Raw genomic sequence first — 25,516 nt, 5'->3', positions numbered from 1 at the left:
AGCATGTTGTTTTTATTTATTCTTTTGTTTGCACTAGGTTTAATAGTCATTGTATTTGATGCAAAAAAAGAAACAAATCGATGGGCGAGTATGACGGCTTTTGCTGGTAGTGCTGGAGGTCTTTCTGTCGTTATCGAAGACAATATAAGATTAAGTGTTGGAGCTACTACTAGTTTTATAAATCGGGAGTCTACTTGGTTGTTTACCGAGCATCTATTATCATTTATTTCACATTACGTCACGCCATATAGCTTTCTTGTTTTTTCAATTGTCTATTCAAACCGTTTAATTGGTACATGGAAAAAACATATAAAGATAATCTTACTTACTCCTATTCTCATTATGGCGATTTTTTTCCCGATTTACCCTCAACTAACTGTTCCATATGCCATTGCTAGCTTGTGGGTAACACCATATATTTTATGCGGGATTGCTTTGCTCGTATATGCGTTTATTCAAGAACAACATCGCTCAAAAAAACGTCAACACTTATTAGTTAACTTAGCTTTTATTCCGACTATAACATTCGGTTTAATGACAAATTATATTTTAAGAAGTCTCAATATAGAAGACCTTTGGCGCTATAATTATTGGATCGTTTTCTTTGCGACTATTGTTTTTATCATAGGTCTAATAGGTTATGGTTTTATGGGATTAAAACTTCAAGTACAACGCCAGGAATATTTAGTACCCGAAGTCAATTCAGGAACGGCTTTATTAAATTACGTAATAAAAAATGATATTAAAGCTATGATTGAAATAGAAGATTTGATAAAAGAATTAGAAAACCTAAAATCAAAAGATCTAAACTGTACGAATTGCAATTACCTTAGCCAATTAATTTTTAATTGGGCAGAAAGAGAACGAAAGAAGTTAGCTAGTGATATTCATGACTCTTTTCTTCAAGATATTATTATCGTAAAAAGAAAAATTGAAGAAGTAAAGCTGGTAACTTTGAAGGAACATCCTAATTTAGAAAATAAAGTAACAGAATTAGAAGAAGAGATTTTAGATATCGTGTTTAGTATGAGAGAGACATGCCAAGAATTAGCACCACCACATTTAGAAGAAACTAGTCTTGAAAATTCGTTAAAAGAGTTAGAAGAGAAATTTAAATTGCGTTGTAATAGTATTCTTACTATTACGGTTGTTGATAGTCCAAAACAGTTGTTAAACAGTGAATATAAACTAGTCGTTTACCGCATTGTTCAAGAATTATTAAATAACGCAATAAAACACTCAGAAGCTGCAGAAGTAACTATCTTCATTCAAATAAGTGAAACTGAGCTGAAATTATCCTACCAAGATAATGGAGTAGGCACTGATCTTAGTTTACTAAATACAGATCAAAAGAGAATAGGTTTAATAGGGATGGCAGGTCGAGTTCATAGTGTAGGAGGACAAATGAACTTTAATTCTAAACCAAATGAAGGCATGAACGTCGAAATAGATATCCCATTGAAAGTAAGTAACTTATGTTAGAAGGTGAAAAGTTTGATTAATATTCTTGTTGTAGACGATCACTCAATTGTTGGAGAAGGGACAAAAAGATTATTAGAGAGTGAAACGGATTTTCGTGTAGATTTTTTTGGATCTAGTTTAGAAACTATTGAGTTAATAAAAGCCAAAAACTACGATGTTTATTTACTAGATTTACATATGCCAGAAATAAGCGGTATCGCATTAACGAAAGAGATATTAAATGTTCACCGAGATGCGAAAGTTCTTATATTTACAGGCCATGATATTTTTTGTTATTTTAATTACTTGATCCAAAGTGGAGTTTCAGGAGTCCTAAGTAAAACAAGCTCAAAACAGCAACTCATTCGAACAATAAGAGGCGTTATCGATAACCAAGCTGTTATTCCATTAGAGTTATTACAGCAGTTGCGAAGAACAGAAAACAAAATATGTTTTGAGGGTGGAAATGAAATAAAATTAACTCAAAAAGAAGAGGCGATTTTATTGAAGGTAGCCGAAGGGGGGACAAATGAACAAATTGCCGAAGAATTGTTTTCAAGCAAAAGAAGTGTCGAAAGACATTTAACGAATATTTTTAAGAAGCTACATGTCAGTTCACGAGCTGAAGTTATTGCTAAAGGACGAAATTTAGGCTTGATACCAGATGTGTTGATTTGATAAAAGAGGATGCTCTCAATTTGAGGGCATCTTTTTACTATTAATAAGATCATAGTTTGATATTACTAGCATTCTCATTTGTCTAATGAAAATAAAACTAGTAACCGCCAAAACTAGGCGGTATCCCGCCGCATTTTGGCGGTTATTTTTTTATCCTTATATAGTAGAATAATTGGAAAGAGTTTGGAAACTGTATTCTACTAATTTAATTTTTGAGGTCAAAACATAGTATTTTAGGAAAGGAAATCACATGCTATTTTATAAAAAGTACCCTTGCGTAAAACAGCACGATGCATCTGATTGTGCTGCAGCGGTAGTATCAACTGTTTTACTTACATACAAACAAGAAACAACGATCATGAAAATAAGAGAAATTATTGGCACTGATGCATATGGAACAACTGTAAAGGGGATTGTAGAAGGACTTGAAAAGTTACACTTTAATGTAAAAGCTTTACGTACAACAACTGAAGAGATTACTAGAGATTTGACATTTCCAGCCATTGCCCAAATAAGAACAAAAGAAGGACTAAACCACTTTGTCGTTATTCATAAAGTAACAAAGTCAGAACAATTTATTATTGCAGACCCAGCTAAAGGTGTAGACAAGTATGAAAGAGAAGAGTTTGACAAGATGTTTACTGGAGTACTTGTGTTTATGATTCCTACTAGCCAGTTTGAAATGATGCGTATTAAAGACAAAGGAATGTTTGATTTGTTCCTTAAGTTGATACTACCGCAAAAAAAACTATTAGCAGTTATTATTCTGGCTTCTGTACTATTAACTGCTTTGGGGATTTTTTCGAGTTTCTTCTCAAAAATTGTGATGGATGAAATCATTCCCTACGAGCTTAAAAATAGTTTATATGTTTTTCTTATAGTCTTTTTTGTTGTCAGTCTCATGCAAAACTTGGTTTCTTATTTTAGGCAACATATTTTGTTGTTTTTATCAAGAAAAGTAGATATTCCGATTTTAATGGGTTATTACAATCATATTATTCGTTTACCTCACAATTTTTTTAGGTCGAGAAAAATTGGAGATATCATTACAAGATTTCAAGATGCAATGACGATAAAGGATATCTTTACAACAGTGTCAATTTCGCTCGGTCTAGACATTGCATTAGCACTTTTAAGCAGTTTATTGCTGTGGAATTTAAACCCAAGGCTATTTATGATTTTAATGGTTATGGTTTTCATTAATATTATACTTATTTATATTTTTAAGAAACCATACCGAAAAATCAATTATGAACAAATGGAAGCCGGAGCAATGCTTAATGCCCAGTTGATCGATTCCATAAGAAACATTGATACGGTCAAAGCACAAGGCGATGAAAAGGAACAGTTGGATAAATTGGAAAAGAGATTTGTTCACTCTTTAAAGATTGGCTATAAAGAAGGAGTCCTTCAAAACACACAAGGATTTGTTGCATCATTTATAGATTCAATTGGAAATATTTTAATGATTGGTGTTGGAGCTATATTTATTATTGATGGAGAAATGAGTATTGGAGATCTATTAGTATTTCAAACATTAAGTCAATTTTTTATTCAACCAGTTCAAAATTTAGTTGGACTACAAATCACTTTTCAAGAAGCACAAGTAGCTATGAATCGTTTAAGTGAATTGATGTCATTAGATCGTGAAGATATGGAAAGTGGAAATAAATTGACAGATGTAGACTTGAAAAAGGATATTCATATAAACGATATTACCTTTGCCTATGGATCTAGACCACCAGTGTTACGTGACTTTAGTTTACATATCCCACAAGGAGAAAAAATAGCACTTGTCGGAGAAAGTGGTGCAGGTAAAAGCACAATGGCGAAATTACTTTTGCATTTCATGAAGATCGAGAAGGGTGAAATTAAAATAGGAGAATATAGCATTTCAGATATTGATCTTCAGTATTTGAGAAGAAAGATTGCCTATATCCCTCAAAATATTGAATTGTTTACTGGAACGATTATTGACAACTTAAAGATAGGAAACCCTGATGCCAAATATGAAGAGATCATAAGTGCCTGTAAGCTATCTGGAGCCTCTGAGTTTATTGAAAAAATGCAAAATAGATATCATTCATACATAGAAGAAGGTGGAGGTAATCTTTCTGGAGGTGAAAAGCAACGATTAGCGATTGCTAGAGCATTAATAGCAAAGAGTGACTTTTACATTTTTGATGAAGCGACTTCAAACTTAGATTCTTTTAGTGAGAGAAAAATTCAAGAAGTTATTTTTGAAAAAATTCAAAACAAAACAACAATCATAATCGCACATCGGCTCTCTACCATACTGAAATGTGACAGAATTTTCTTTGTGGAGCAAGGAAAAGTTGTAGAAACCGGAACTCACGAAGAACTAATGGCAATGAAAGGGAAGTACTACGAACTTGTAAGAGCACAAGCAGACATTCGTTTAATGGGAAGTATCGACTGTGAAGAAAATGAAGTGGAAAAAGATAATGACGATGATGATGAGGTGATTTTATATGACTAAGATGGAAGTGAAAGAGAATAAGAAGCTTGTTTTGAAGCAAGTGTTAATAAAGCAACTTAAAAATATACAGTTAGATCAAATAGACGAGGAAGTAACTAAGTTTACGAATCAAATGCAACTGTTAAAGGTTCAAACATTTGGTCCGTTAATAACTAAGACTTCGGGAACGAACTTTCATGAAGACGGTAAAATAACAATGGATTACGAGTTGATGGTCCAAGCCCATGACTACAAACAGTATAAAAAGACTTTTCATACAAGCGAAAGGTTCGAATGCTCAAATTGTGTTTACCTTAGATACGAGGGGGCTCCTGAGAATATTCATTATGCAACTTCAAAACTAGATCTTTACTTTTTTGAAAATGAGCTTGCTTCAGATGGATCAACAATTAATGTTCATGTTTCCGAATCAACGGATAGAATTGTTGTTGATATCTTTAAACCGGTGTTGGAACTATGAAACTTTACACAAAAGAAGAACTGAAAGACGCTCGAATCTTTTTCGATAAATCACCACCACGATTTATGAGTGTATTCATTATCTTTCTATTAATCTTTTTAGTTGGAGCAATATTTATTGCTCATAGTGTGAAAAAGCCATATGTTGTTAAAGCACAAGGGATTGTGGCTGTTGAGGGGGCTACCTATATTGCCTCGAAAGGATATGGGGTAATTACAGAGATGCATGCAAACCCGGGTGATTATGTTCGAGAAGGTGACTTACTTCTAGTTATATCTTCTGGAAATGAAGGTATTCAAGCTACATTAGTAAAAGAACAGATCGATGATTTAACAGATACATTAAATGTAATGGATAAATATGTAAAGTCGTTAATCGATCAGAAAAATACATTGAGCCAGACTGGAAAAGAGCTTGAATATTATGGGAAAGTTAAATACTATCTTGATACAGTAAAGCAAGAAAAATTTGAAGGAAATAAGTCAAATATTGAAATAAATGAAAAAAAGAATGGGCTTTCTGAACTAGGTGAAGAAATAGATAAACTGCAATCTGAGCTTAATCAACTGAAGTCGAAAGATGATAGTGATCATTCCGAAAAAACTGAATTTGAGAATGAGTTAGAGATGAAACAATCGGAGAAAGAAAGATTATTAATAGAAATTGAACTACTCGAACAAAGGTTATCATCGTTAGTAGGTGCTGAAAATGAAGAGTCCATAAATAGTAGTTTACAAATAGAGTTAAATGAAAAAAAGAAAGAATTGGATAAGCTTGATGAAAAAATTGTTAAAGTAGAAGCGAAGTTAAATAATATATTTTTTAATAACGAGGAGTACATTTCTAAGAAAGCTGAAATAGAAAGCAATTTAGAATTAAAACAATCCGAGAAAAAGGGACTTGAAGAAGAAATCAAGCAATTAGAGCAACTGTTAGAAACACCGTACTCTCAGGCAACACAAACATTATATCAACTATTAAGTGAATTAGGTCAAAGTAGAAATCAATTAACTTCTAAAATAACAGAACTACAAGCAAATTTAGGAGCTTCTGAAGGACAAGATGCTATTCACTTTGTTAATGCAACACAATCTGGAGAGCTACATTATGTACTACCACTAGCTACAGGGATGTCCGTTCAACAAAATCAAATTCTTGGTGAGATAGCAAGTAATGGTGAAGACATTTATATTGATGCTTATATACAAGCTTCAGATAGAAGTAGGGTTGAAGTAGGGAAGAATGTTAAAGTATCCATCATTGGTGTTAATAATTACAGATTTGGAAGCCTCTCAGGAGTAGTAGATTTTATTGAACCTGGAACACTGCAAAATGAATCTTCTGACGGAGCAATGGTATATTACCGGGCAAGGGTTCGCTTAGAAGAGACTTCACTAAAAAGTAAATCAGGTGAAGTGATTGAATTAATACGCTCTATGCCAGTTGAGGCGAGAGTTGTGTATGAAGAAGAAACATATTTAGATTGGGTAATGAACTTACTCAATTTAAAAGCTAAGTGATATTAAGGCTGCCAAGCAGTTTTGATATAAATATCAAATTATATTAGGAGGAATAACAAATGGAAATGGTATTACCGAGAAATCATGTTGCAATTGAGCAAGAAGAGATGGTCTATTTGGATGGGGGGTTTTATGTAAGTAATAGTGCATTAAAGAGTATTGTACTAGCAGCTGGTATTAATCCTATGGGTGCTGTTTCAGCTGCAGTATTAGCATCAGCAATTAAAAAAGGTGGAACTGCAATAGGTGCAAGAATGGGTTTAGTTGGTGGACCTAAAGGTGCAGCTTTTGGTGCAATATTAGGATTTGCTGTATCTGGATGGGCGGCTACCACTGTCGCACATGCACTAATACAAGGTAAAGGTATAGGAGTTGATCTTAACTATACAAGCTGGGGCATACCATACAGTGTAAGTCTTAATGTAAGATAATGATAAACGGAGGGCGACTCTAAGGGATTATTTCCTTTGAGTTGCCTTCGAGAACTTATTTGTTTTCTATAGTTTTTAATTGACCTTAAAATAATATGGTAGTTCGATATTTAAATTAGGAAAGGGAAAATTACACTCATGGATAAAAAACTAAAAAATTTAATGTTCTTTAACTTGCTTTTTTACATTAATAACTTTCTTGTAATATTTCTTGCAAACTACTATGGACTAAAGGATATTGCAGCATTATGGTTTTTTACACCTGTTATTTTAATCTTGTTTACTACCTCTATCATAGAAAGTTCTATCTCAGGTTTCGTAAAAAAACTTTCCTTTTTGGACTTTGGTTTAAGAGTGATCGCATTATTAGTTAATTTTATTGCTATTAGCGGGATGATCGAACTTTCGTTTACTTTTTTAATTGGAATTGGAATCATTTTTTTTGCATTTAATATTTCCTTAGAATGGATAATCTATAAACAATTAGACCAGCATGAAAAATTAAAAGAAGATTTGCTAACAAAGAAAGAAATAAAAGATCTGGTAGAAGATTACTCTAATACCAAATCTATCTTAAAAGATAAATCTCCTATAGAAAAAGAAGAAATTCAAATTGCTTATCAATCAACTATATTAGTTGGATACTCCTATGCAATGATTTTTTTACTCGTAGCAGGGGGAACCTTTGCATTTGAGTTTTTTGGGGAGCAAAATAGAATCATCGTATTAATGATAGCTTTTCTAATATTAGGTGTTTACTTTTACATAACAATTCGAAAACTGGATTACTTTTATAAAGGCAGTGGTAAAGGGAAAAAAATTAATTTAAGAGATAACCTTACATTTATCATTGGATTATCCATTATTTATATATTACAGGGGTATATTCATATTGGGACAGGAACATTTAATTTCTTAGGTATCTTCCTTGCTATCATATTCTTCCTTCCAACTATAAAAACAAATCAATTGATTAGAGATAATTTTCATGAAGTCAACAAGAAGTATATTAAACAATAGTTTCTACGTATGCCCGAATTACAAAAAATAGCGCACCTCTCCGGTACGCATGACGAATAGCCGTATATCACAATTTTTTTATCGAATATACGGCATATTTATTATTCACACATGCTTCTTGGATCATTTTGGACCAGGGAATGTACTGATTTAAAATTTCAGGGTTTTGATGGATACTCATATTCGGTAGATCCATCAGAAGTTTCTTTATGTATTCATAGAAGTCAACACCGTTACTTTTGGCGGTTTCTGCGATACTTAAACAGATGGCGTTTGCTTTGGCACCAGGCTCACTGACTGAAAAGAGCCAGTTTTTTCTCCCTAGAACATTGGGGCGAATTGCGTTTTTAGCTGGATTATTATCAATTTCAAAAGTATACTTCACTGTGACACCCCATTCATTACTTAAAAAGTATTCTAATTTTTTATAATGAAATGATGTTGAAATACTTATTTGATAAGCATATTTATATAAATAGATTAATTGAGCTTAATAATATAATACATTAGCCTTATGACTGAAGGGGTGAAAGGGATGGGGAAAAAAAGAATAATAATTGTTTTCGTTGCAGTTTTGTTCAGCTTAATTATCAGTAGTATTTTTAAAAATATTACTGCAGTTCATAATTTTTTTATTGCTTTTACCGTTGCTATACTGGTAAGTATTTTAATTAAATATAACTTTAATTCGCCCAAATAGTAAAGGAGTTAAGTAGAGCGTTGGAGTGTGTTTGGCATTTATTTCCGAAATAACAGGTACTGTTCGATAGTTTTATTAAGTTAAAACCGTAATATTTCTTTTATATACTAATAAGAGCTGTAGATAGGGTTCATGGTTATACTATTAAAGTATGTTATTAACCTTTATCTATGGCTTTTATCAATGAGGTTAGGATAATCGGAGGAATGTCAATGGAAAATAAAAGATCAAGATTAATATGGGTTAGTTGTATTTGGACATTGGTTTACGGATATTTAATAGGACAAGCCGACGACTTAGAGGGTGGGATGGCTATCTTTTTAGTCCTTGCTGTGTGGCCACTGTTTTTTATTGCCCAAGTAATTTTATATGCTATGTTTAAAGACTATAATAATCACAAATGGTACGTTTTTCTTTTTCTCATAAAATCATTCCTTTTTCTTATTCAACCTCTACTCATGGAGTATATAAGAAGTCATGCAATTTTTGTTTTATCCGTTATAGCAGTGTTTTTCATAGACTTTCATATTATGAAACTAAAAAATAAAATTGACCTAAAAAATGTTAAGCTAACGGATTTTGAAATGAATGAGGTCTCCCAACAATTTAAACAAAGCTGGACACTTATGGGTTCAGTGGTTATTCTGTTTGCTTCATATATTCAGTTCACAGAGAATAATTTTTCAGCTATTCTTGCTTTTAGCCTACTTTATTATTTTTTCGTCCTTGGCAAACAAAAAGAAAAGGGAAAACTGGCTTCTATTCAAATTTTAGGCGTTATTTTAGTATGGTCTCTGACTTTACTTAACTGGTCGGAGTTTATAAGAGATCCTCTGCTTATTATCCTTTTAACGCTAATCTACTTTTTCAAAAAAAGAATTATAAAGACTAACGAGTTTAAGCCGAAGTATTAAAGAGGGTCTGTGCGACATCTTTCCTAACAGAGGGGAATAACTTTAGTTTACATAAGCAAGTTTAAAACTTTAGTAAAGCCGCGTATAAATTTGACTGCTGGCATTACTAAAGATTTTTCAGATTTACAACCGCCAAATTCGGCGTTAAACCGCCAAAAAATGTCGGTTCGAAAATGGAGATTTTATCGTATGATTAATGATAGCTTTATGAACTTATTTTATTATAATCATATGTTTGAGAGGGTGGAGTAAATGTCAGAGTTACATGAGAAAAGTGAAGAAATTAGCGTAAAACCAGGAAAGCCTTCGGTATTTGGAGTGCTCCTAAATCCGAGTGAGCAGTTTGATAAACTGAAAGCTAATCCGCTAGTGTTAGTACCGTTATTGTTAGTAACAGTGCTATACACAATTGCAATGGGAATTACCGCTTTTGGAATGGATAGTACGTGGTTACTCGCTCAACTTGGTCCAGAGGAAGTTGAGATTTTTGCTGAATTGGAAATGTTCATGCGGATTACGATGCTAATAACCGGGTTATTCATGCCAGTATTTGGTGCCCTCATTTTTGCTGTTATTTACATTATCATTGCAAAAATTAGTAAGAGTGTTGTTACTTTTAAGCAGTTATTTTCGTTAGCAGTATTTGTATCTGTGATTGGTGGAGTAGGTGTTTTATTTAATGCGATCATGACGACATTACTAGGAACGAATCCGGATATCCCATTTACTAGTTTAGCAATTTTATTTGATACAGAAAATGTAAATTCATTATTCCTTAGTATTGAAGTATTCTCGATTTGGCAACTAATTGTTACGGTGATCGGATTAAGAAAAGTAGCTAATTTCAGTGCTGCGTTAGCATGGATTGTAACAATTGTATTTTATTTCTTTAGTATCTTTTTAGCGTTGCTAATCGGCTAAGAGATAAGTGGAATAGGGCTTGCGCAAGTGACGTTGCGTTAAGCCTTTTATTACTATTAGAAGCTATAAAATTATAGTGATAATAGATTTAGATAGATTTAGAAAAACTAAGGTTTGAAGATTAAAGGAATTAGTAAAAAGACTTACCATAGAAAAGGAGCTCTTATGGAAAAGAAGAAAAAATGGATCATCGTAGGTGTAATATTTTTAATTGGGGTTATGACAACGGTAGGAGTTGCCCGTTCTTTAGAAGAAACGCTTTATGTGGTAGAAATTGTTAGTCCAGAGCAGACAACTCTAGCATCAGAAGTGATGTTGCCAGGAACTCTTTATGTTAAAAATGAACAGTTCGTATATTACTCTCCTGAAATAGGACAAGGATATGAGCTGTTAGTTGAAGAAGGAGATTTAGTAGAGAAGGGTACACCACTTATTAAATATAATAGTCAACATTTAGAAATTGAAAAGGAGCAATATGCGTTATCGAAAGAGGCAATTGATTTACGGTTGTCTGAAATAAAAAGACAGGAAGACGACGTAAAAAAGCAAAAAGCTGAACTTAACAAAAAGAAAGAAGACTTAAAGAAAAGAGAATCAGAGTTAAGTAAAGAAATCGGAAAAGAAGAAGCAAAAGCAATGACGGAAGTAGAAAACCAACAAATTGAAGCAGAACAACGACAAATTGCAATGCAAGAACAGCAATTAGCGTATGAAAGAAAATTAGTAGACTTAGAGCTGAAGCAGCATCAATTGCAAAAAAGAGTCCTAAATTCAAACGAAGACCACTTAACGATTTTAAGTAATATAGAAGGTGAAGTCATCATTGTAAATAAAACTGCGGAAACCTCATCTTTTGATGGCACTCGACTGATTTTACATATCGTAAATAAAGAAAACTTTATTGTAAGAGCAAATTTATCTGAATATGACTCGTTAGTGGTGAAAGAAGGACAACAAGTAAAGATTCAATCTGATGCACTTTATGATGAAGAGTGGATAGGAACTGTACAATATGTCGCATTTTCACCTCTAAAAGATGAATTTTCCGTGCAGTATCCGATTACTGTTCAAATTTATTCAAAAAATATTGAAAAGCTTAGACCAGGATTACAAATGATTTTACAAATTACGACTGAAGAAAAAAGTGCAATGGCAATCCCGCTGTCAGCAGTTATTCAACAGGGCGGCACCAACTATGTTTTTGTAGTGGAGGATAATGTTGCGAGAAAGAAAGAGGTTGAGCTTGGGATTACGACCGGGGATGATATAGAAGTGATCAAAGGTCTATTGAAAGACGAGGCCATAATTAAAGAACCATTACCACAGCTCGCCGATGGAATGGAAGTGACTGTTGTTGATTAATCTACAATCAGTGTCAAAATCGTATCGATTAGGTGCAGAAAATATCGATGTGTTAAAAAATATTTCACTTCAAGTTAATCAAGGTGAATTTCTGGCAATTATGGGGCCTTCTGGCTCTGGGAAATCAACGTTAATGAATATTATCGGTTGTTTAGACCAACCAACAACGGGAACATATCAATTCGAAGGAAATGATATTACAGCCTATAACGACATTGAATTATCAAACATTAGAAATAAATATATTGGCTTTGTTTTTCAACAGTTTCAGTTACTTCCTAGATTAACAGCATTAAAAAATGTAGAGCTACCAATGATTTATGCAGGAATTAGTAAGAAGGAAAGAAAAGAAATGGCTTTACATGCTTTAAAAAAAGTTGGATTAGCAGATAGAGTTGAACATCTTCCAAATGAGTTATCAGGTGGTCAAAAGCAACGTGTAGCAATTGCTAGAGCATTAGTCAATAACCCTAGGATGATCTTAGCAGATGAACCAACAGGAGCACTTGATACGAAAACGAGTTCAGCGATTATGGAATTGTTAACTCAATTAAACAAAGAAGGTACAACCATTCTTATTGTTACACATGAGCCAGAAGTAGCTCAGTTTACTCGTAAAACGATTATTGTTCGTGATGGCGAGATTGTAAAAGAAAGAATTGAAGGAAAGGAACATCTTGAGTATGAGTATAGCTGAAAATATACTGATGGCCTTGCAATCAATCCGTGCCCATAAGTTGCGATCGATTTTAACGATGTTAGGAGTCATTATTGGGGTAGCGGCAGTGATCATTGTTGTTGCCATTGGGCAAGGCGGAGAACAAATGCTAAAATCAGAACTAACTGGCGCGGGCAATACGCTAGAAGTTTACTATATTCCTTCGGATGAAGAAATGCGAGCAAACCCGAACTTTAATTTTCAATCGGCATTTTCATATTCAGATATCCGCGCACTAGAAGACATTCCAGAGGTAAAACGTGTCGTTGCGACTAGTTCGGAATATGGTACGGTAAGATACCAAACTGATAGTGCAGAAGCTGCGATCATCGGGATAAATGATGCGTATTTGCATATTCATCAGTTATCACTTGCAGAAGGATTATCTTTTACTACTTCAGATTTTTTAGGTGGGCGCAGAACTGCATTAATTTCTCATGCTTTAAAAGAGGAGCTTTTTGAAGAAAAAAATGCGATCGGTGAAATTATCCGAATTGGTCATCAACCTGTTGAAATTATCGGTGTGTTGGAGAGACCAACTGGACTTTTTGCATTCGGGTCAATGGATGTATTTATCCCTTGGATGACTTGGAGAAACATTTACATGAGAAATGATATTAGTCAAGTTTCACTCCAAGCGAATAGCTTAGAAGAACTTCAAATTGCAGGTGAGAAAGCTGTTAACCTATTAAATAGTTTAAATAATAAGGAAGATTCATATCAAGTATTAAATATGGAAGAAATAGCTGAGGCGATTGGTCAGATAACGCGAATCATGACAATGATTATTGGTGGGATTGCTGGTATTTCTCTTTTTGTCGGAGGAATTGGTGTAATGAATATTATGCTAGTTTCAGTAACAGAGAGAACGAGAGAGATCGGAATTCGAAAGGCGCTAGGGGCTACACGTAGACAAATACTATTACAGTTTATAATTGAATCAATTATCTTAACATTAATTGGTGGAGTCGTCGGAATTTTTCTAGGGGCAGGAATTGCCTCATTAGTATCATTAATCGCAGGCTGGCCATCATTAATCTCATTACCAGTCATTATCGGTGGAGTAATATTTTCAATGTTAATCGGGATCATTTTTGGTTTTATCCCTGCAAATAAAGCTTCTAAGCTTAATCCGATTGATGCTTTAAGGTATGAATAAAGATGCTAGCCAAAACTTATTCCTATATCAAATTAAATTAAATTAATAGAAACATTACGTTAAGAGCCTTCCGCAAACAGAAGGCTTTAACGTTTTCGGCTTCCGTCTATTATAAAGGGAGAGGGTATTTTTGGAAATACATATAATATTATCAATATTAGCAGCAGTTTTTAAAGTGTTTGCAGCACTCCAGATTTATCAGTTAATGAAACGATTTAAAAAACTTAAAATTGGAGACCCGCTTTCAACTGAATTTGCAGCTGAAGGAAGTAAAAGAATAAATACGTTTATCTTACTATTGGGTGTAGGAGCTATTTTAGGTATCATCGCGATTTTCTTAAGACCTTATTAATCTACTATAAAAAGGCTGAATCGAATTTAACTAAAACAAGCCCAACAAAACCTATATTCAAAATTCTTTTTTCTATGAAAACTAGGATTTGTCCTGTGTTTATCAAAGTAACGGAAAATACATGAGAATAGTAATAAACGATAAGGTGGTTATGAAAGAAAGGTGTATTTATATGTATGACAAATTTGAACGGTTAAAGTTTTATCAAAAATTGATATGTATTATTTATTTTGCTGGATTAATTTATATGTTAGGAGTTATTGAATTGTAATGTTAACAATTTTTTATACATTACTATACATTGTGTGTGCTCACATTATAGGCATGCAGGATTATTTTTTATTTGGGATCATAATGATTCTTACCTATATCAGGGTGGTAAAAGGATTACGTATTCATCCCTTTTATTTTATTGAGTTTTTCTATCGAAAATTTACGAGAAATAATTTATTAGAACTATTAGCTGCTAGTCTTCTGATTCTTTATTATTACGTATTCAAGGGATATATTAATAGCTTTCCTGAGATAGTTACGTTTCCTTTTATGACAATCTTTTTTTATAGTACGTTCTTTATTGATTTAGAGGAAGCGAATATAAAAAAAGTAAAAAAGGAAATAGACTCAAAAGTATCTAATTTCAAATAAAAAGAAAGAAGGCGGCTTGTTAACTCAAGCGCTAAAAAGAGGTTGAAAGCAATTTGAGCGTAAGAATTCACTGTTACGCTAACATTCTTACGCTCAAAATGTGTTATTTAGTGGCAATTATTGTAAACAGTTAACACTTGGACGTATTATAAGCTTAAACTTGGCAGGCTTACGCCCACGTCCCTTTTCAATCACATGCAGCTCAGCATATTCAATTAATTCTCTTAACAGTTCGTTTTTCTTCTCATTAGTGTGTAGGTGGTTGTAAACATCAATAATAGTTACAATTTTTATTTTAAAGTCATTTAGATTAAGTGAATCGTCACTAGTCGCTGCCTTTTCTTTTAGCAATTCATCAATGAGGTGTGAAATCCCATTTAATTGGTCTTTAAATTCATGGTCTTTTTGCTGATATATATTGTCTTCGATATTTCCTTCTAAGTATTTATCTAACAAGAAAGAGCGTTTCTTTCGAATAAGTTCCTTTTGTTTCTCTAAATTAATGTATTCGTGTTCGCTGAAGGTATTGTTTTTCTGGTTTTCCCTCATGACCTGATTGTCAATTTCCTTTCTTAGCTCGTGCTCATTGATAGTCGATAATTGCTTTAAATATTCCAAAATGGCATTTACTACATCATCATATTTAACATACACACTACATGGGATGCATGAAATGAACTCTCGCTTGTAGTAACTAGTTGACCCGTCTTGTTTTTTGTATTTTGCATTAGAAGTATTTTTTAGCAATTTTCTCTTGCAATGTGGGCATGTAATAATCCCTGCAAGAATACCAGGAGAAAAATCAGTCCTTACAGGATGCATTTTCTTTTGGTTCTTTAATTTTTCATGAGCTTTTTCAAAGATAGATATATCAATAATTGGTTTATGAGCATTAGGAACGATGATATGTTCTTCTGCAGGAAGATCGACAACTTTTCCGTCTATTCTTTTTGTTGTTCGAAAACGAACAGTACCAATATAAACTTCATTTGAAAGAAGACGCCTGATCACAATTTGCTTCCAATCCTGTTTACCAGTAGCTGTTAGGATTCCTTTCTTTTTTAATCTAGAACAGATTGCTTGCAGACCGATATCTTCTTCCGTGTACCAATGAAAGATTGTGTGAACAACACTGGCTTGATTAGGCTCAGGTTCTAATTTTTGAGTTCTGTCATTATATTTATAGCCATACGGAATCCCAGCTCCACCAGTCATCCATTTCCCTTCACGAGCATAGTTATGTCTAGCATTCGTGAGACGTTTTTTAATCAATTCGAATTCTTCTCTGTATAAAAACATTTCAAAACGCATTTGTTGTAAGTCGGATGAGTTTAATGGATTATAAATTTTATTTGGAGTAATGATGAGAATATTGAACTTCTGGATCATTTTATAGATACGACCAGCATCCTCAAAGTCACCACGTCCCATTCGGCTAAAGTCTTTTACACAAATCGCATCCACTTTATTGTTTTCAATGTCAAATATAATACTTTTGAAAATTTCTCTAGAAGAAATAGTATCTCCACTTCCTATTTCTTCACGAACCTCATAAAAAAAATCATACTTAGCCAACTCTTTAATCATAAGCTGCCTTTGTTCATGGAGGGTATCAATACCCAGTTTTTTTTCTCGTTCTTCATCTTGCCTGGAACGTCTAAGATAGCAAATAGCATGATTTACCTTTCTAGGTAGCTCCATAAAAAGATCTCCATTTCCTAACTAAGTAATGAGTATGATTAACTACTAGTCTTATATCATTATGAAAATACAGCTTGGACTACGACTTAAATAAATTGCTCATAAACCCTTATTTTCTTTAATACATTTTTTAAAAGAGAATTAGGAGGGATGTTCTTGAAGAAGGTTAATGACATTTCAAAAACAATTGAAGTGAAAAACGGTTCTCTTGAAATTATTCAGCCACAATATGAGGTTATATGTATGTATGATCCAACGTTTTATAAATTTTTAGCTAAGCTTTTGATTGAAGATAAAAAAATGCAACTAAAAAAATGAGGCCACCTTTTTAGAGAGAGGGTCTCATTTTTAGAGTATGTTAAAAAAATGGTCTGTAGTAAAATGAAATAGAAATGAGACAAATGTGGTGGCTTTTGGATGTTTGTCTTTGCTGGAAATAATGTAAGCACTCCCTAGTTATATTTTTACCTAGTGAGTGCTTTTGTTAATATATATTTAACTTAGTGGAAAAAGTTCTTATAACTATGCGATTTTTTTGCTTGTATCATTTTCTGCAGATGAGATGATTGTCGCTCATACAAATGAAGCTGAGTATAAGTCGTTTATTTCAAATAAGAAAAATGAAGCACTTCATTCAAGAATTATCGTTATGCCAATTCCGTATAACCTTCGTGTTTCTGAGGAGGAAAAAATCTACCGCAAAATGATTAAAGACAGTGACATTGCCGATGTTCATATTGCCCCACATGCCTTAAAGGTAGCAGCGATCTTTACGATTTTAACGAGATTAAAAGAATCAAAGAAGCAAGGAATTGATATCCTCAAAAAGATGAAGCTTTATGATGGTCAAACCGTTGAGGGCTATAATTCTCAAGATGTAGAGGAAATGAAGAAAGAATTTCAGGACGAAGGCATGACAGGAATCGACCCTCGTTATGTCATAAATCGTATTTCCTCGGCAATAATTCGCAAAGAATTAACGTCAATTAATGCGTTAGACGTGCTACGTTCGATAAAAGAAGGGCTTGACCAACATGCCTCGATTTCGAAAGAGGATCGCGAACGTTATATTAATTTCATCTCAGTCGCAAGGAAAGAGTATGATGAAATTGCGAAAAAAGAAGTTCAAAAAGCATTTGTTTACTCGTATGAAGAGTCAGCGAAAACACTTATGGATAATTATTTAGATAACGTCGAAGCCTATTGCAACAAAAATAAGCTTCGTGATCCATTAACTGGTGAAGAAATGAGTCCAGATGAAAAATTAATGCGTTCAATTGAAGAACAAATTGGTATTTCTGAAAATGCGAAAAAGGCGTTCCGAGAGGAAATATTAATCAGAATTTCAGCTTATGCGCGTAAAGGGAAGCGATTTGATTACAATTCACATGAACGTCTCAGAGAAGCGATCCAAAAGAAACTATTCTCTGATCTGAAAGACATTGTGAAGATTACGACATCAGCAAAGACACCAGACGAAAATCAGCTTAAGAAGGTGAACGAAGTCATTGCAAGACTAATTGATGAGCATGGTTATAATTCAGTTTCAGCAAATGAATTGCTTCGTTATGTAGGTAGTTTGTTAAATAGATAAATTACAAAGAGAGTGTTCCGTAAGTGATATCTCACCTTGGTAAGGTACGACATATAGTGTTTATTTTTAAGTGGAACACTATATGTTATGTCCTGAGGTGACTGTTACTTCGTTCGGGACACTTTTTTTGTTTTAAGGGTGTATGTTATCGGGTGAGTTGGTTGGTTCTTTGAATAATCATAAACAATGTTTTTTCAAAGCCATCATTAATGGTATAAATAGGCTATAATGGAAGAAGTAAAGGGGAGGGGATATATAATGTTCAATAAAATATTATTAGCTGCAGACGGTTCACAACATGCATTAAGAGCAGGTGAAAGAGCAGTAGCAATAGCTAAAACAAATCCTAACAGTGAGATCCATATCGTTTACGTTATTGATGGTTCAACCTCTAAAGCTGATGTCTTAAGTAATAACGGGTCAGAAGCGATTAGACAAAAAAGGAAAGAAAAGCTTAAGCCAATTGAAGATATGCTAATAAAAGAAGACATTACCCATCAATTTCAGTTAATCCACGGCGAGCCTGGACCGGCGATCGTCAAGTATGCAAATGAGGGTAAGTTTGATTTAGTCGTCATTGGTAGTCGCGGACTAAACACGTTACAGGAAATGGTGTTAGGTAGTGTGAGTCATAAAGTTGCAAAACGAGTTCAGTCACCAGTTATGATTGTAAAATAAGAAAAAAAGGTGCCAGGCACCACAGATGAAACTGTGGTGTTGGCACCTTTTTTTTTTTTTTGAAATTGTGAAAACTTTTTGAATATTTTCCAGAAATATCGTTTAAAATAATAAAAAGTGGAAAAAATGAGCATATTGTTTGTTTGCTTAAAAATATGATGCTAAATTTAAATTAGAATAATTACAAAGTGGGGGGTGACCCAATTGGAAGTTAACACACAGATTGATAATAATGAAAGAAAGCAACGAATTAAAAAAGAAGTGATAAGTTGGGTGAAAACCCTAGTGGTAGTGCTAGTTTTAGTCGTAGCTATCCGAGCATTTCTGTTTACGAATTACATTGTTTATGGGTCTTCAATGATGCCTACCATTGCCGATCGTGAAAGAGTCATTATTAATAAAATAGGTTATGACGTCGGTTTACCACAGCGGTTTGACATGATTGTTTTTCACGCAACTGAGACAACAGATTATATAAAAAGAATTATTGGTCTTCCAGGAGATACAATTGAGTTTAAAGAAGACAATCTTTATATTAATGGAGAGTTAATTGAAGAAACTTATTTAAATGACATTAAAGCAAAATATAAACGACGCCCATATACGGATGATTTTACTTTAGAATGGTTAACAGGTGAAACGCATGTACCTGAAGGTCATATTTTTGTTTTAGGTGATAATCGTCCTAACAGTATTGATAGTCGCCAAATTGGCTTTATCCCCTTGGAGAAGATTGTTGGTAAAGCAGACATTGCTTATTGGCCGATTAGAGCTTTTCGTAAACTCAAATGAGTTGACTGTTATTGTGTGGTCTTTACTACTTATAAAAAAACTAAGGCTTCTGCTAGACTAGCGGAAGCCTTAGTTTTTTTTTGATTAAAGGTCAGTCCAAATTTTCCGTTTTTTTGCTATCTTTATTTTTCTCTTTGTAAGAAGCATGTCCAAAAACGAAATTGCTAAAATGTAAGAATTTTTTGTCAACTCTAACTACTCTATGCATAGGATAGAGTAAATAAAATATTTTTCTCTTCAGTTAGGGTAGAAGATCTCACATCACATATTCGTCGAATTATTTATATGCGAGTAAATTCAAAAAAGTGATTAAAATTAAAAATATTTTTTATTGAATTTCATAACTCATTATTTTCGCTATTAAGTTCTAAATGTAATTTCGTAGAAACCATTGGCAACTACATTTAGAATGATATAGCTCGATAAAGGTAATTATGAAATTCACTCAAAAAACAATGTTTATTAACTATTACTGGAAATTTCTTCTTGTAACTGTTTTTGTGGAAAACGAATAAAACAATAAGAGGAGGGGATTACGGATGAAAGGCAGTAACGACAAAAATTATGTTGTCTCTCAAGAAAATTGGACCCTCCACCGTAAGGGCTATCAGGATCAACAGAGACATCAAGAAAAAGTCCAAGATGCAATTAAAAGCAATTTGCCAGACCTTGTCAGTGAAGAAAATATTATTATGTCCAACGGCCGTGACGTTATAAAAATCCCGATCAGGTCTCTAGATGAATATAAAATTAAATACAATTACGATAAAAACAAGCACGTTGGTCAAGGGAACGGCGATAGTGAGGTTGGTGATGTAGTCGCACGAGATGGAAATGCCGATCAACAAGGACCTGGGAAAGGTCAAGGCGCAGGTGATAAGGCAGGGGAAGACTATTACGAAGCTGAAGTATCAATCCTTGAACTTGAAAACATGCTTTTTGGAGAATTAGAGCTTCCTAACCTTAAGCAAAAAGAACAAGATAATATCATCGTTGAGGATATTGAGTTTAACGATATTCGAAAAAAAGGACTTATGGGAAATGTTGATAAAAAGCGCACGATCCTGACAGCCTTAAAACGAAATGCGATGGTAGGGAAGCCGCAAATCGCACCAATTCATAACGATGACTTACGCTTTAAAACATGGAGCGAAATCGTCAAACCAGAGTCAAAAGCAGTCGTATTAGCAATGATGGACACTTCAGGATCGATGGGTAAATGGGAAAAGTATATGGCTCGATCATTCTTCTTCTGGATGGCCCGCTTCCTTCGAACAAAATACGAGACTGTCGACATTGAATTTATTGCCCACCACACAGAAGCAAAAGTCGTTAGCGAAGAAGATTTCTTCTCAAAAGGCGAAAGCGGCGGAACGATATGTTCAAGCGCCTACCGAAAAGCACTAGAGCTAATCAATGCAAAATATGAACCATCCCGTTACAACATCTACCCATTCCACTTTTCCGATGGCGACAACCTAACCTCCGATAACGCCCGCTGCCTAAAGCTCGTTAACGAGCTAATGGAAGTGTCCAGCATGTTTGGGTATGGTGAGGTGAACCAATACAACCGCCACAGTACACTCATGAACGCCTACAAAAACATCAGCGACGAACGTTTCCGCCACTATATCTTAAAAGAAAAAAGCGACGTGTATCGAGCGTTGAAGAGCTTCTTTAAGAAGGAGGAAGGGACGTTGGTATAATAAAGAGAAATCCTCGTTATCAGTTCAATGAATTGTGGCGAGGATTTTTTTTACCAAATTTATGCCCTAATTTACGATGTTTAAACCTAATCAATCCATTAGGCATAATGGAAACAAGAGGTGGAATAGAGAATGAAGAATTTTTTACTTGTCGAGGACGAACAGATTTTGCTAAGAATATCGCTTTCTTCTTAGAACGAGAGGGGTATCATGTAGATGTAGCATATGATGGAGAAGCGGGCTGGATATCTTATACATCAAATGGATATGATCTGATTTTATTAGATTGGACATTACCAAAAAAAGATGGTTTAGAACTTTGCAAACAAATACGTAAAGAATTAAATGTTCCCATAATTATGATTACTGCCAAAGGTGAAACCTTAGATAAGATAATTGGCTTAGAACTTGGTGCAGATGATTATATTGTTAAACCGTTCGGTCAACGAGAATTATTGGCAAGACTTATGTTTGCATGGACTGGATAACCTAGTATCCAATGCGATTCGCTATTCTTCCAAAGAACAATCCGTGAAAATTAATATAAAGAGCGAAAAAGAGCAAACCAAGGTTAGTGTTTGTGACAAAGGAATCGGAATTTCACCTGAAGATGAGTATATTAAAAGTAATCTATAGTAAGCGACAATAACAGTATTAAGCTATAACTAAAAAAATAAAATTTACAAGGAGGATACAATGATAAAAAAAGTATTTATTCTTATGGTGATCATGATAGCTAGTTTTGTGATTTTTACCGCTTGTGCTCAAGATGATACAACCAATCAACCAGTGGATGATCAAGAAGGTGATATTGAACAAGATGTTCAACCTGCTGATGAAACTAATTTATCTCCCACACCAGAGGAAATGAATGAAACACATACAGTTGTACTTTACTTCTCTGACAATGACTTAACAGCTACTTATCGTATTAATAAAGATGTATTCGTAAGAAATAAAGATCATCTAGCCAAAGCTGCTTTAGAAGCTTGGATCGACGGACCTGAACATGAAGAATTAACAGGATTAGTTAATACAAATGTAATTGTCGAATATGTTGAAGAACTTGATGGAATTGCCAATGTAAGTTTTTCGAAGGAGATTCAAGGAATTAACCTTGGTTCAAGCGGTGAATTAATGTTTGCTGAACAGATTGCCATGATACTACAGCAATTCGGATTTGATAGAACTCAAATTTTAGTGGAAGGGAGAGTTGGTGAAACATTGCTTGGACATCTTTATACCGGTGAACCAATCATAGCAAACGACCCGGAAAGTTATCTATGGGTTGAAGAAAAAGATTCGCGTGAAATTGTTTTGCAAAATGTTGCTTTCCGAATTTTTGAACCATATCCAAATTCTGAAGTGAAAGACCAAATAGTTGTGAGAGGATTAGCCCGAGTTTATGAAGGGACTTTATTATATGAATTTGAAGATGGACACTTTATTTTGGATGAAGGGTTCACAACAGCTACTGAAGGTGCTCCTGGATGGGGAGAATTTGAGATAATCATTGAACTTGATGAATTTGCTAATTATTCAGGTAGAGTGATCCTCTTTGAAGAAAGTGCCAAAGACGGTTCTAGAATTAATGAATTAAAAATTCCTGTAAATGTTATCAATTAAATCTACCGAAAGCTCATGTTTTCCTAGGATTTAAATGACATAAAATGATGCAGACAGTAGTTGATAAATTAGTATGGTGAGGTAGATGAATTTGAACAATAAGACAAAAATGAATGGATATCATTAAATATTTGTTATGAAATTCACACAGGTACATCCGGGCTAACTATACCAATACAACCGCCACAGTACACTCATGAACGCCTACAAAAACATCAGCGACGAACGTTTCCGCCATTATATTTTAAAAGAAAAAAGCGACGTGTACCGAGCGTTGAAGAGTTTCTTTAAGAAGGAAGAGGGAACATTAGTTTTAAAAAAGGAAAATCCTTACTGACAGTAGAATACTAGCAGTAAGGATTTTTTTTATTCAAAATCTTACACTACTAATAGATATTCATGTCATATAGAGATTATGTGATATAGTTGGAGTAGTTACAAGGAAATCAGGTGCTAATCATGGAAAACCTCCTTATTAATATACTTTTCGTTCTATTACCGATCTTACTCTTCCAAATATTTTACATTGATGCTAGTAATAAGCACAAAAACATTATTCTAGCAACCGTTTTTAGTATTTCAATCTATATGTGTATGAACTTTCCTATTACAAATTATGAAGGGCACATATTTGACTTAAGATATATCCCATTTGTTTTAGGAGCCCTTTATGGTGGGAGGAAAATTGCAATTTCGCTTTATTTAGTAATATTGGCTTACCGTTTTTATATAGGTGGCGCAGGTTTTTATATTGCCTTCGTCGATAGTTCTTTGCTATTGATCATTCTAGTATTTTTACTAGTCCCCAAATACCAACTGTATTCTCTCAAATCAAAGATTATTAGTACTATGACTTTGCTTGGACTAGTTGCGATTGTTAGTTTAGTCATTTGCCATACAATTTTTGGGTTTATTCTTCACGGACCAATTGTCTTATTATCTTACTTTGTTATCGCACAGGCATTAACAATGGGGGTAACGGTTTATTTTCTAGAGTTCTTAATTACGATGAACACAATGAAAAAGCAATTATACCAAAACGAAAAATTAAAAAGCCTTAGTGAAATGGCTGCAAGTATCTCTCATGAAGTTCGCAATCCGTTAACTGTAACGCGGGGGTTTATCCAACTGCTTAGAAGCCCTAGTATTGATGAAGAGAAGAAGAATAACTATATAGACTTGTCCCTTCAGGAGTTAGACCGTGCTGCATCAATTATTACAGATTACCTTACCTTTGCAAAACCTCATGAGAATGTTGAACTCAAACAATTAAATGTCAATGATGAGGTTAGTTATGTCGCCAATGTGATGCAGCCTTATGCATTAATGCAAAATGTAACGATTAAAAAGAAAATATTACTAAATGAGGTCTATATTTTAGGAAACAAAAGACAGCTCCATCAATGCTTAATTAACTTGTCAAAAAATGCAATAGAAGCCATGCCAAATGGGGGATCATTAGAGTTTAAATTATACAAAGATAATAACAAAATCCATATTGAATTAATTGATACTGGTATTGGAATGACCCCTGAGCAAATTGCCAGTTTAGGAGTGCCATTTTTTACGAATAAAGAAAAGGGTACTGGTTTAGGAACAATGGTCGCTTTCAGTATTGTGAAAGCAATGAAGGGAAAAATAAAGGTAGAAAGTAAAATTAATGAAAGAACTATATTTACTATTTCAATCCCAGAGAGCGTAAACAAGGCAACAACGGACTAAGAAAACCGTTGTTGCCTTAATATTTTTTTGAATAAATTCTCATCAAGAAATTGTGTAAGCTTTTCACGATACCAATCACTTTCATCTCTATATTTTTTGCCTTGGTACTTTTCGTTCCCCTGGCTAAATGGGACTGATAATACTTTTATTTTGAAGAAAAAATTAAGTCTTTTACTACATGAGATTATTTACAATTTCTACAATAGTTCCTTTTAAATCATGTATAATTAGATTATAAATTATTGAGGATCGAGGCATTATATGGACTATAATAACTATATTTTATCAAATTCCATAGGGTATCAGATAACGGATACGGCAAGGTTAGTCAGCAATCGCTTGAATTTAAACTTTAAGGAGAAGAATTTCCCTGTTACCAATGAACAATACTCAATTATGATTCGATTGTGGGAAGAGGATGGTCTGACACAAAATAAACTTGCTACTTTAACTGGAAGAGATGAAGCAAGTGTCTCAAGGCTTATTAATAACTTATTAAAAAATGAATTAGTAACAAGAGTTCCCCACCCTGTTGATAAAAGAACAAATTTAATTTTTTTATCAGCAAAAGGAAAAAAAATGCAGATAGGCTTGATTGAACAGGCAATAAAAACAATTAATGATATATCCGAAGGGATTGAGCCTGAAGATATGAAAGTGTTTTTACGAGTATTAGATAAAATAAACAAAAATTTAAGTTGACTATAAAGGAAGCACCTAGCTAAACACTGCGAAGCTAGGTGTTTATTCGTTTCGAAAATACTTGTTATAACTAGTAAAAATACAGTTACAAAAATAAAAATAAGAAAAATCAAAGAATTTAACGAAGAAAAAATACTTGTTTAAACAAGTATTT

General features: G+C 33.7%; 23 protein-coding genes and 2 pseudogenes. 23 read left to right on the top strand and 2 right to left on the bottom strand.

Annotation, left to right across the window (positions count from 1 at the left end; genetic code table 11):
- Window positions 1-3 precede the first annotated feature (3 nt).
- The 7 genes from ACK4M9_RS01805 (at window position 4) to ACK4M9_RS01775 (ending at window position 8,070) form a co-directional block, all read left to right on the top strand.
- Window positions 4-1,482, top strand: a complete 1,479-nt coding sequence (locus ACK4M9_RS01805; protein ID WP_409847229.1) for a sensor histidine kinase — start codon at window positions 4-6, stop codon at window positions 1,480-1,482.
- Window positions 1,483-1,494: 12 nt separating this feature from the next.
- Entirely contained in the window at window positions 1,495-2,139 is a 645-nt protein-coding gene (locus ACK4M9_RS01800; protein ID WP_409847226.1) for a response regulator, read from the top strand.
- Between the two features lie 250 nt (window positions 2,140-2,389).
- Window positions 2,390-4,639 (top strand): peptidase domain-containing ABC transporter, encoded by a 2,250-nt coding sequence (locus ACK4M9_RS01795; RefSeq protein ID WP_409847223.1) that lies wholly within the window; start codon window positions 2,390-2,392, stop codon window positions 4,637-4,639.
- The gene (locus ACK4M9_RS01790) at window positions 4,632-5,099 is read left to right on the top strand and encodes an AraC family transcriptional regulator (RefSeq protein WP_409847220.1); all 468 of its coding nucleotides are present in this window, start codon (window positions 4,632-4,634) and stop codon (window positions 5,097-5,099) included. Before ACK4M9_RS01795 ends, ACK4M9_RS01790 begins: the two co-directional genes overlap by 8 nt.
- Window positions 5,096-6,619 carry a beta-barrel domain-containing protein gene (locus tag ACK4M9_RS01785; protein WP_409847218.1) on the top strand — a complete coding sequence of 508 codons (1,524 nt, stop codon included), beginning with the start codon at window positions 5,096-5,098 and terminating at the stop codon, window positions 6,617-6,619. Before ACK4M9_RS01790 ends, ACK4M9_RS01785 begins: the two co-directional genes overlap by 4 nt.
- Before the next feature lie 59 nt (window positions 6,620-6,678).
- Window positions 6,679-7,050, top strand: coding sequence for a hypothetical protein (locus ACK4M9_RS01780; protein ID WP_409847215.1), 372 nt, complete (start codon window positions 6,679-6,681; stop codon window positions 7,048-7,050).
- A 138-nt stretch (window positions 7,051-7,188) separates the two neighbouring features.
- Entirely contained in the window at window positions 7,189-8,070 is an 882-nt protein-coding gene (locus tag ACK4M9_RS01775) for a hypothetical protein (protein WP_409847212.1), read from the top strand.
- A gap of 67 nt (window positions 8,071-8,137) precedes the next feature.
- Here the strand turns inward: ACK4M9_RS01775 and ACK4M9_RS01770 are convergent.
- Window positions 8,138-8,497: pseudogene (locus ACK4M9_RS01770) on the bottom strand (IS66 family transposase); the annotation flags it as partial.
- Window positions 8,498-8,982: 485 nt separating this feature from the next.
- Between ACK4M9_RS01770 and ACK4M9_RS01765 the strand changes: the two are divergent.
- From ACK4M9_RS01765 to ACK4M9_RS01740, 6 genes are all read left to right on the top strand, one after another.
- The gene (locus ACK4M9_RS01765) at window positions 8,983-9,684 is read left to right on the top strand and encodes a hypothetical protein (RefSeq protein WP_409847209.1); all 702 of its coding nucleotides are present in this window, start codon (window positions 8,983-8,985) and stop codon (window positions 9,682-9,684) included.
- Between the two features lie 252 nt (window positions 9,685-9,936).
- The gene (yknW, locus tag ACK4M9_RS01760) at window positions 9,937-10,605 is read left to right on the top strand and encodes a YknW family membrane protein (RefSeq protein WP_409847207.1); all 669 of its coding nucleotides are present in this window, start codon (window positions 9,937-9,939) and stop codon (window positions 10,603-10,605) included.
- A gap of 165 nt (window positions 10,606-10,770) precedes the next feature.
- A complete protein-coding gene (locus tag ACK4M9_RS01755) occupies window positions 10,771-11,967 on the top strand; it encodes an efflux RND transporter periplasmic adaptor subunit (RefSeq protein ID WP_409847205.1) in 1,197 nt (398 codons plus the stop codon).
- On the top strand, window positions 11,960-12,664 hold the full coding sequence (locus ACK4M9_RS01750) for an ABC transporter ATP-binding protein (RefSeq protein WP_409847203.1): 705 nt from the start codon (window positions 11,960-11,962) through the stop codon (window positions 12,662-12,664). Before ACK4M9_RS01755 ends, ACK4M9_RS01750 begins: the two co-directional genes overlap by 8 nt.
- Window positions 12,651-13,844 carry an ABC transporter permease gene (locus ACK4M9_RS01745; protein WP_409847374.1) on the top strand — a complete coding sequence of 398 codons (1,194 nt, stop codon included), beginning with the start codon at window positions 12,651-12,653 and terminating at the stop codon, window positions 13,842-13,844. Before ACK4M9_RS01750 ends, ACK4M9_RS01745 begins: the two co-directional genes overlap by 14 nt.
- Before the next feature lie 130 nt (window positions 13,845-13,974).
- On the top strand, window positions 13,975-14,196 hold the full coding sequence (locus tag ACK4M9_RS01740) for a hypothetical protein (RefSeq protein ID WP_409847201.1): 222 nt from the start codon (window positions 13,975-13,977) through the stop codon (window positions 14,194-14,196).
- A gap of 762 nt (window positions 14,197-14,958) precedes the next feature.
- Here the strand turns inward: ACK4M9_RS01740 and ACK4M9_RS01735 are convergent.
- On the bottom strand, window positions 14,959-16,542 hold the full coding sequence (locus ACK4M9_RS01735; protein WP_409847199.1) for a recombinase family protein: 1,584 nt from the start codon (window positions 16,540-16,542) through the stop codon (window positions 14,959-14,961).
- Between the two features lie 156 nt (window positions 16,543-16,698).
- Here ACK4M9_RS01735 and ACK4M9_RS01730 point away from each other — a divergent pair, with 156 nt between their 5' ends.
- The 10 genes and pseudogenes from ACK4M9_RS01730 (at window position 16,699) to ACK4M9_RS01685 (ending at window position 25,362) form a co-directional block, all read left to right on the top strand.
- A complete protein-coding gene (locus tag ACK4M9_RS01730; protein WP_409847196.1) occupies window positions 16,699-16,860 on the top strand; it encodes a hypothetical protein in 162 nt (53 codons plus the stop codon).
- A 232-nt stretch (window positions 16,861-17,092) separates the two neighbouring features.
- Window positions 17,093-18,136: pseudogene (locus ACK4M9_RS01725) on the top strand (protein prkA); the annotation flags it as partial.
- 258 nt (window positions 18,137-18,394) lie between these two features.
- On the top strand, window positions 18,395-18,814 hold the full coding sequence (locus ACK4M9_RS01720) for a universal stress protein (RefSeq protein WP_409847194.1): 420 nt from the start codon (window positions 18,395-18,397) through the stop codon (window positions 18,812-18,814).
- Between the two features lie 204 nt (window positions 18,815-19,018).
- Window positions 19,019-19,606, top strand: a complete 588-nt coding sequence (gene lepB / locus ACK4M9_RS01715; RefSeq protein ID WP_409847191.1) for a signal peptidase I — start codon at window positions 19,019-19,021, stop codon at window positions 19,604-19,606.
- Window positions 19,607-20,145: 539 nt separating this feature from the next.
- Window positions 20,146-21,312: a sporulation protein YhbH gene (gene yhbH / locus ACK4M9_RS01710; RefSeq protein ID WP_409847188.1), complete on the top strand. Its 1,167-nt coding sequence runs from the start codon at window positions 20,146-20,148 to the stop codon at window positions 21,310-21,312.
- A gap of 107 nt (window positions 21,313-21,419) precedes the next feature.
- The gene (locus ACK4M9_RS01705) at window positions 21,420-21,800 is read left to right on the top strand and encodes a response regulator transcription factor (RefSeq protein WP_409847186.1); all 381 of its coding nucleotides are present in this window, start codon (window positions 21,420-21,422) and stop codon (window positions 21,798-21,800) included.
- On the top strand, window positions 21,730-21,948 hold the full coding sequence (locus tag ACK4M9_RS01700) for an ATP-binding protein (protein ID WP_409847371.1): 219 nt from the start codon (window positions 21,730-21,732) through the stop codon (window positions 21,946-21,948). The genes ACK4M9_RS01705 and ACK4M9_RS01700 overlap by 71 nt, the downstream gene beginning before the upstream one ends.
- 60 nt (window positions 21,949-22,008) lie before the next feature.
- Entirely contained in the window at window positions 22,009-22,938 is a 930-nt protein-coding gene (locus tag ACK4M9_RS01695) for a Gmad2 immunoglobulin-like domain-containing protein (protein WP_409847184.1), read from the top strand.
- A gap of 459 nt (window positions 22,939-23,397) precedes the next feature.
- Window positions 23,398-24,660: an ATP-binding protein gene (locus ACK4M9_RS01690; protein ID WP_409847182.1), complete on the top strand. Its 1,263-nt coding sequence runs from the start codon at window positions 23,398-23,400 to the stop codon at window positions 24,658-24,660.
- 261 nt (window positions 24,661-24,921) lie between these two features.
- On the top strand, window positions 24,922-25,362 hold the full coding sequence (locus ACK4M9_RS01685) for a MarR family winged helix-turn-helix transcriptional regulator (protein WP_409847179.1): 441 nt from the start codon (window positions 24,922-24,924) through the stop codon (window positions 25,360-25,362).
- Window positions 25,363-25,516 lie beyond the last annotated feature (154 nt).

Source organism: Anaerobacillus sp. (genome assembly GCF_046314235.1).
Classification (GTDB): Bacteria; Bacillota; Bacilli; order Bacillales; family Anaerobacillaceae; genus Anaerobacillus.
The sequence above is the reverse complement of the archived record's forward strand: the minus strand, read 5'-3'. Positions and strand labels throughout refer to the sequence as shown.

Excerpts from the sequence above, each read along its gene's own strand:
- ACK4M9_RS01805 (WP_409847229.1), top strand. The coding sequence starts at position 4 with ATGTTGTTTTTATTTATTCTTTTGTTTGCACTAGGTTTAATAGTCATT.
- ACK4M9_RS01795 (WP_409847223.1), top strand. The coding sequence starts at position 2,390 with ATGCTATTTTATAAAAAGTACCCTTGCGTAAAACAGCACGATGCATCT.
- ACK4M9_RS01790 (WP_409847220.1), top strand. The coding sequence starts at position 4,632 with ATGACTAAGATGGAAGTGAAAGAGAATAAGAAGCTTGTTTTGAAGCAA.
- ACK4M9_RS01785 (WP_409847218.1), top strand. The coding sequence starts at position 5,096 with ATGAAACTTTACACAAAAGAAGAACTGAAAGACGCTCGAATCTTTTTC.
- ACK4M9_RS01780 (WP_409847215.1), top strand. The coding sequence starts at position 6,679 with ATGGAAATGGTATTACCGAGAAATCATGTTGCAATTGAGCAAGAAGAG.
- ACK4M9_RS01775 (WP_409847212.1), top strand. The coding sequence starts at position 7,189 with ATGGATAAAAAACTAAAAAATTTAATGTTCTTTAACTTGCTTTTTTAC.
- ACK4M9_RS01765 (WP_409847209.1), top strand. The coding sequence starts at position 8,983 with ATGGAAAATAAAAGATCAAGATTAATATGGGTTAGTTGTATTTGGACA.
- yknW (WP_409847207.1), top strand. The coding sequence starts at position 9,937 with ATGTCAGAGTTACATGAGAAAAGTGAAGAAATTAGCGTAAAACCAGGA.
- ACK4M9_RS01755 (WP_409847205.1), top strand. The coding sequence starts at position 10,771 with ATGGAAAAGAAGAAAAAATGGATCATCGTAGGTGTAATATTTTTAATT.
- ACK4M9_RS01745 (WP_409847374.1), top strand. The coding sequence starts at position 12,651 with ATGAGTATAGCTGAAAATATACTGATGGCCTTGCAATCAATCCGTGCC.
- ACK4M9_RS01735 (WP_409847199.1), bottom strand. The coding sequence starts at position 16,542 with ATGGAGCTACCTAGAAAGGTAAATCATGCTATTTGCTATCTTAGACGT.
- ACK4M9_RS01720 (WP_409847194.1), top strand. The coding sequence starts at position 18,395 with ATGTTCAATAAAATATTATTAGCTGCAGACGGTTCACAACATGCATTA.
- yhbH (WP_409847188.1), top strand. The coding sequence starts at position 20,146 with ATGAAAGGCAGTAACGACAAAAATTATGTTGTCTCTCAAGAAAATTGG.
- ACK4M9_RS01705 (WP_409847186.1), top strand. The coding sequence starts at position 21,420 with ATGGAAACAAGAGGTGGAATAGAGAATGAAGAATTTTTTACTTGTCGA.
- ACK4M9_RS01700 (WP_409847371.1), top strand. The coding sequence starts at position 21,730 with ATGATTATATTGTTAAACCGTTCGGTCAACGAGAATTATTGGCAAGAC.
- ACK4M9_RS01695 (WP_409847184.1), top strand. The coding sequence starts at position 22,009 with ATGATAAAAAAAGTATTTATTCTTATGGTGATCATGATAGCTAGTTTT.
- ACK4M9_RS01690 (WP_409847182.1), top strand. The coding sequence starts at position 23,398 with ATGGAAAACCTCCTTATTAATATACTTTTCGTTCTATTACCGATCTTA.
- ACK4M9_RS01685 (WP_409847179.1), top strand. The coding sequence starts at position 24,922 with ATGGACTATAATAACTATATTTTATCAAATTCCATAGGGTATCAGATA.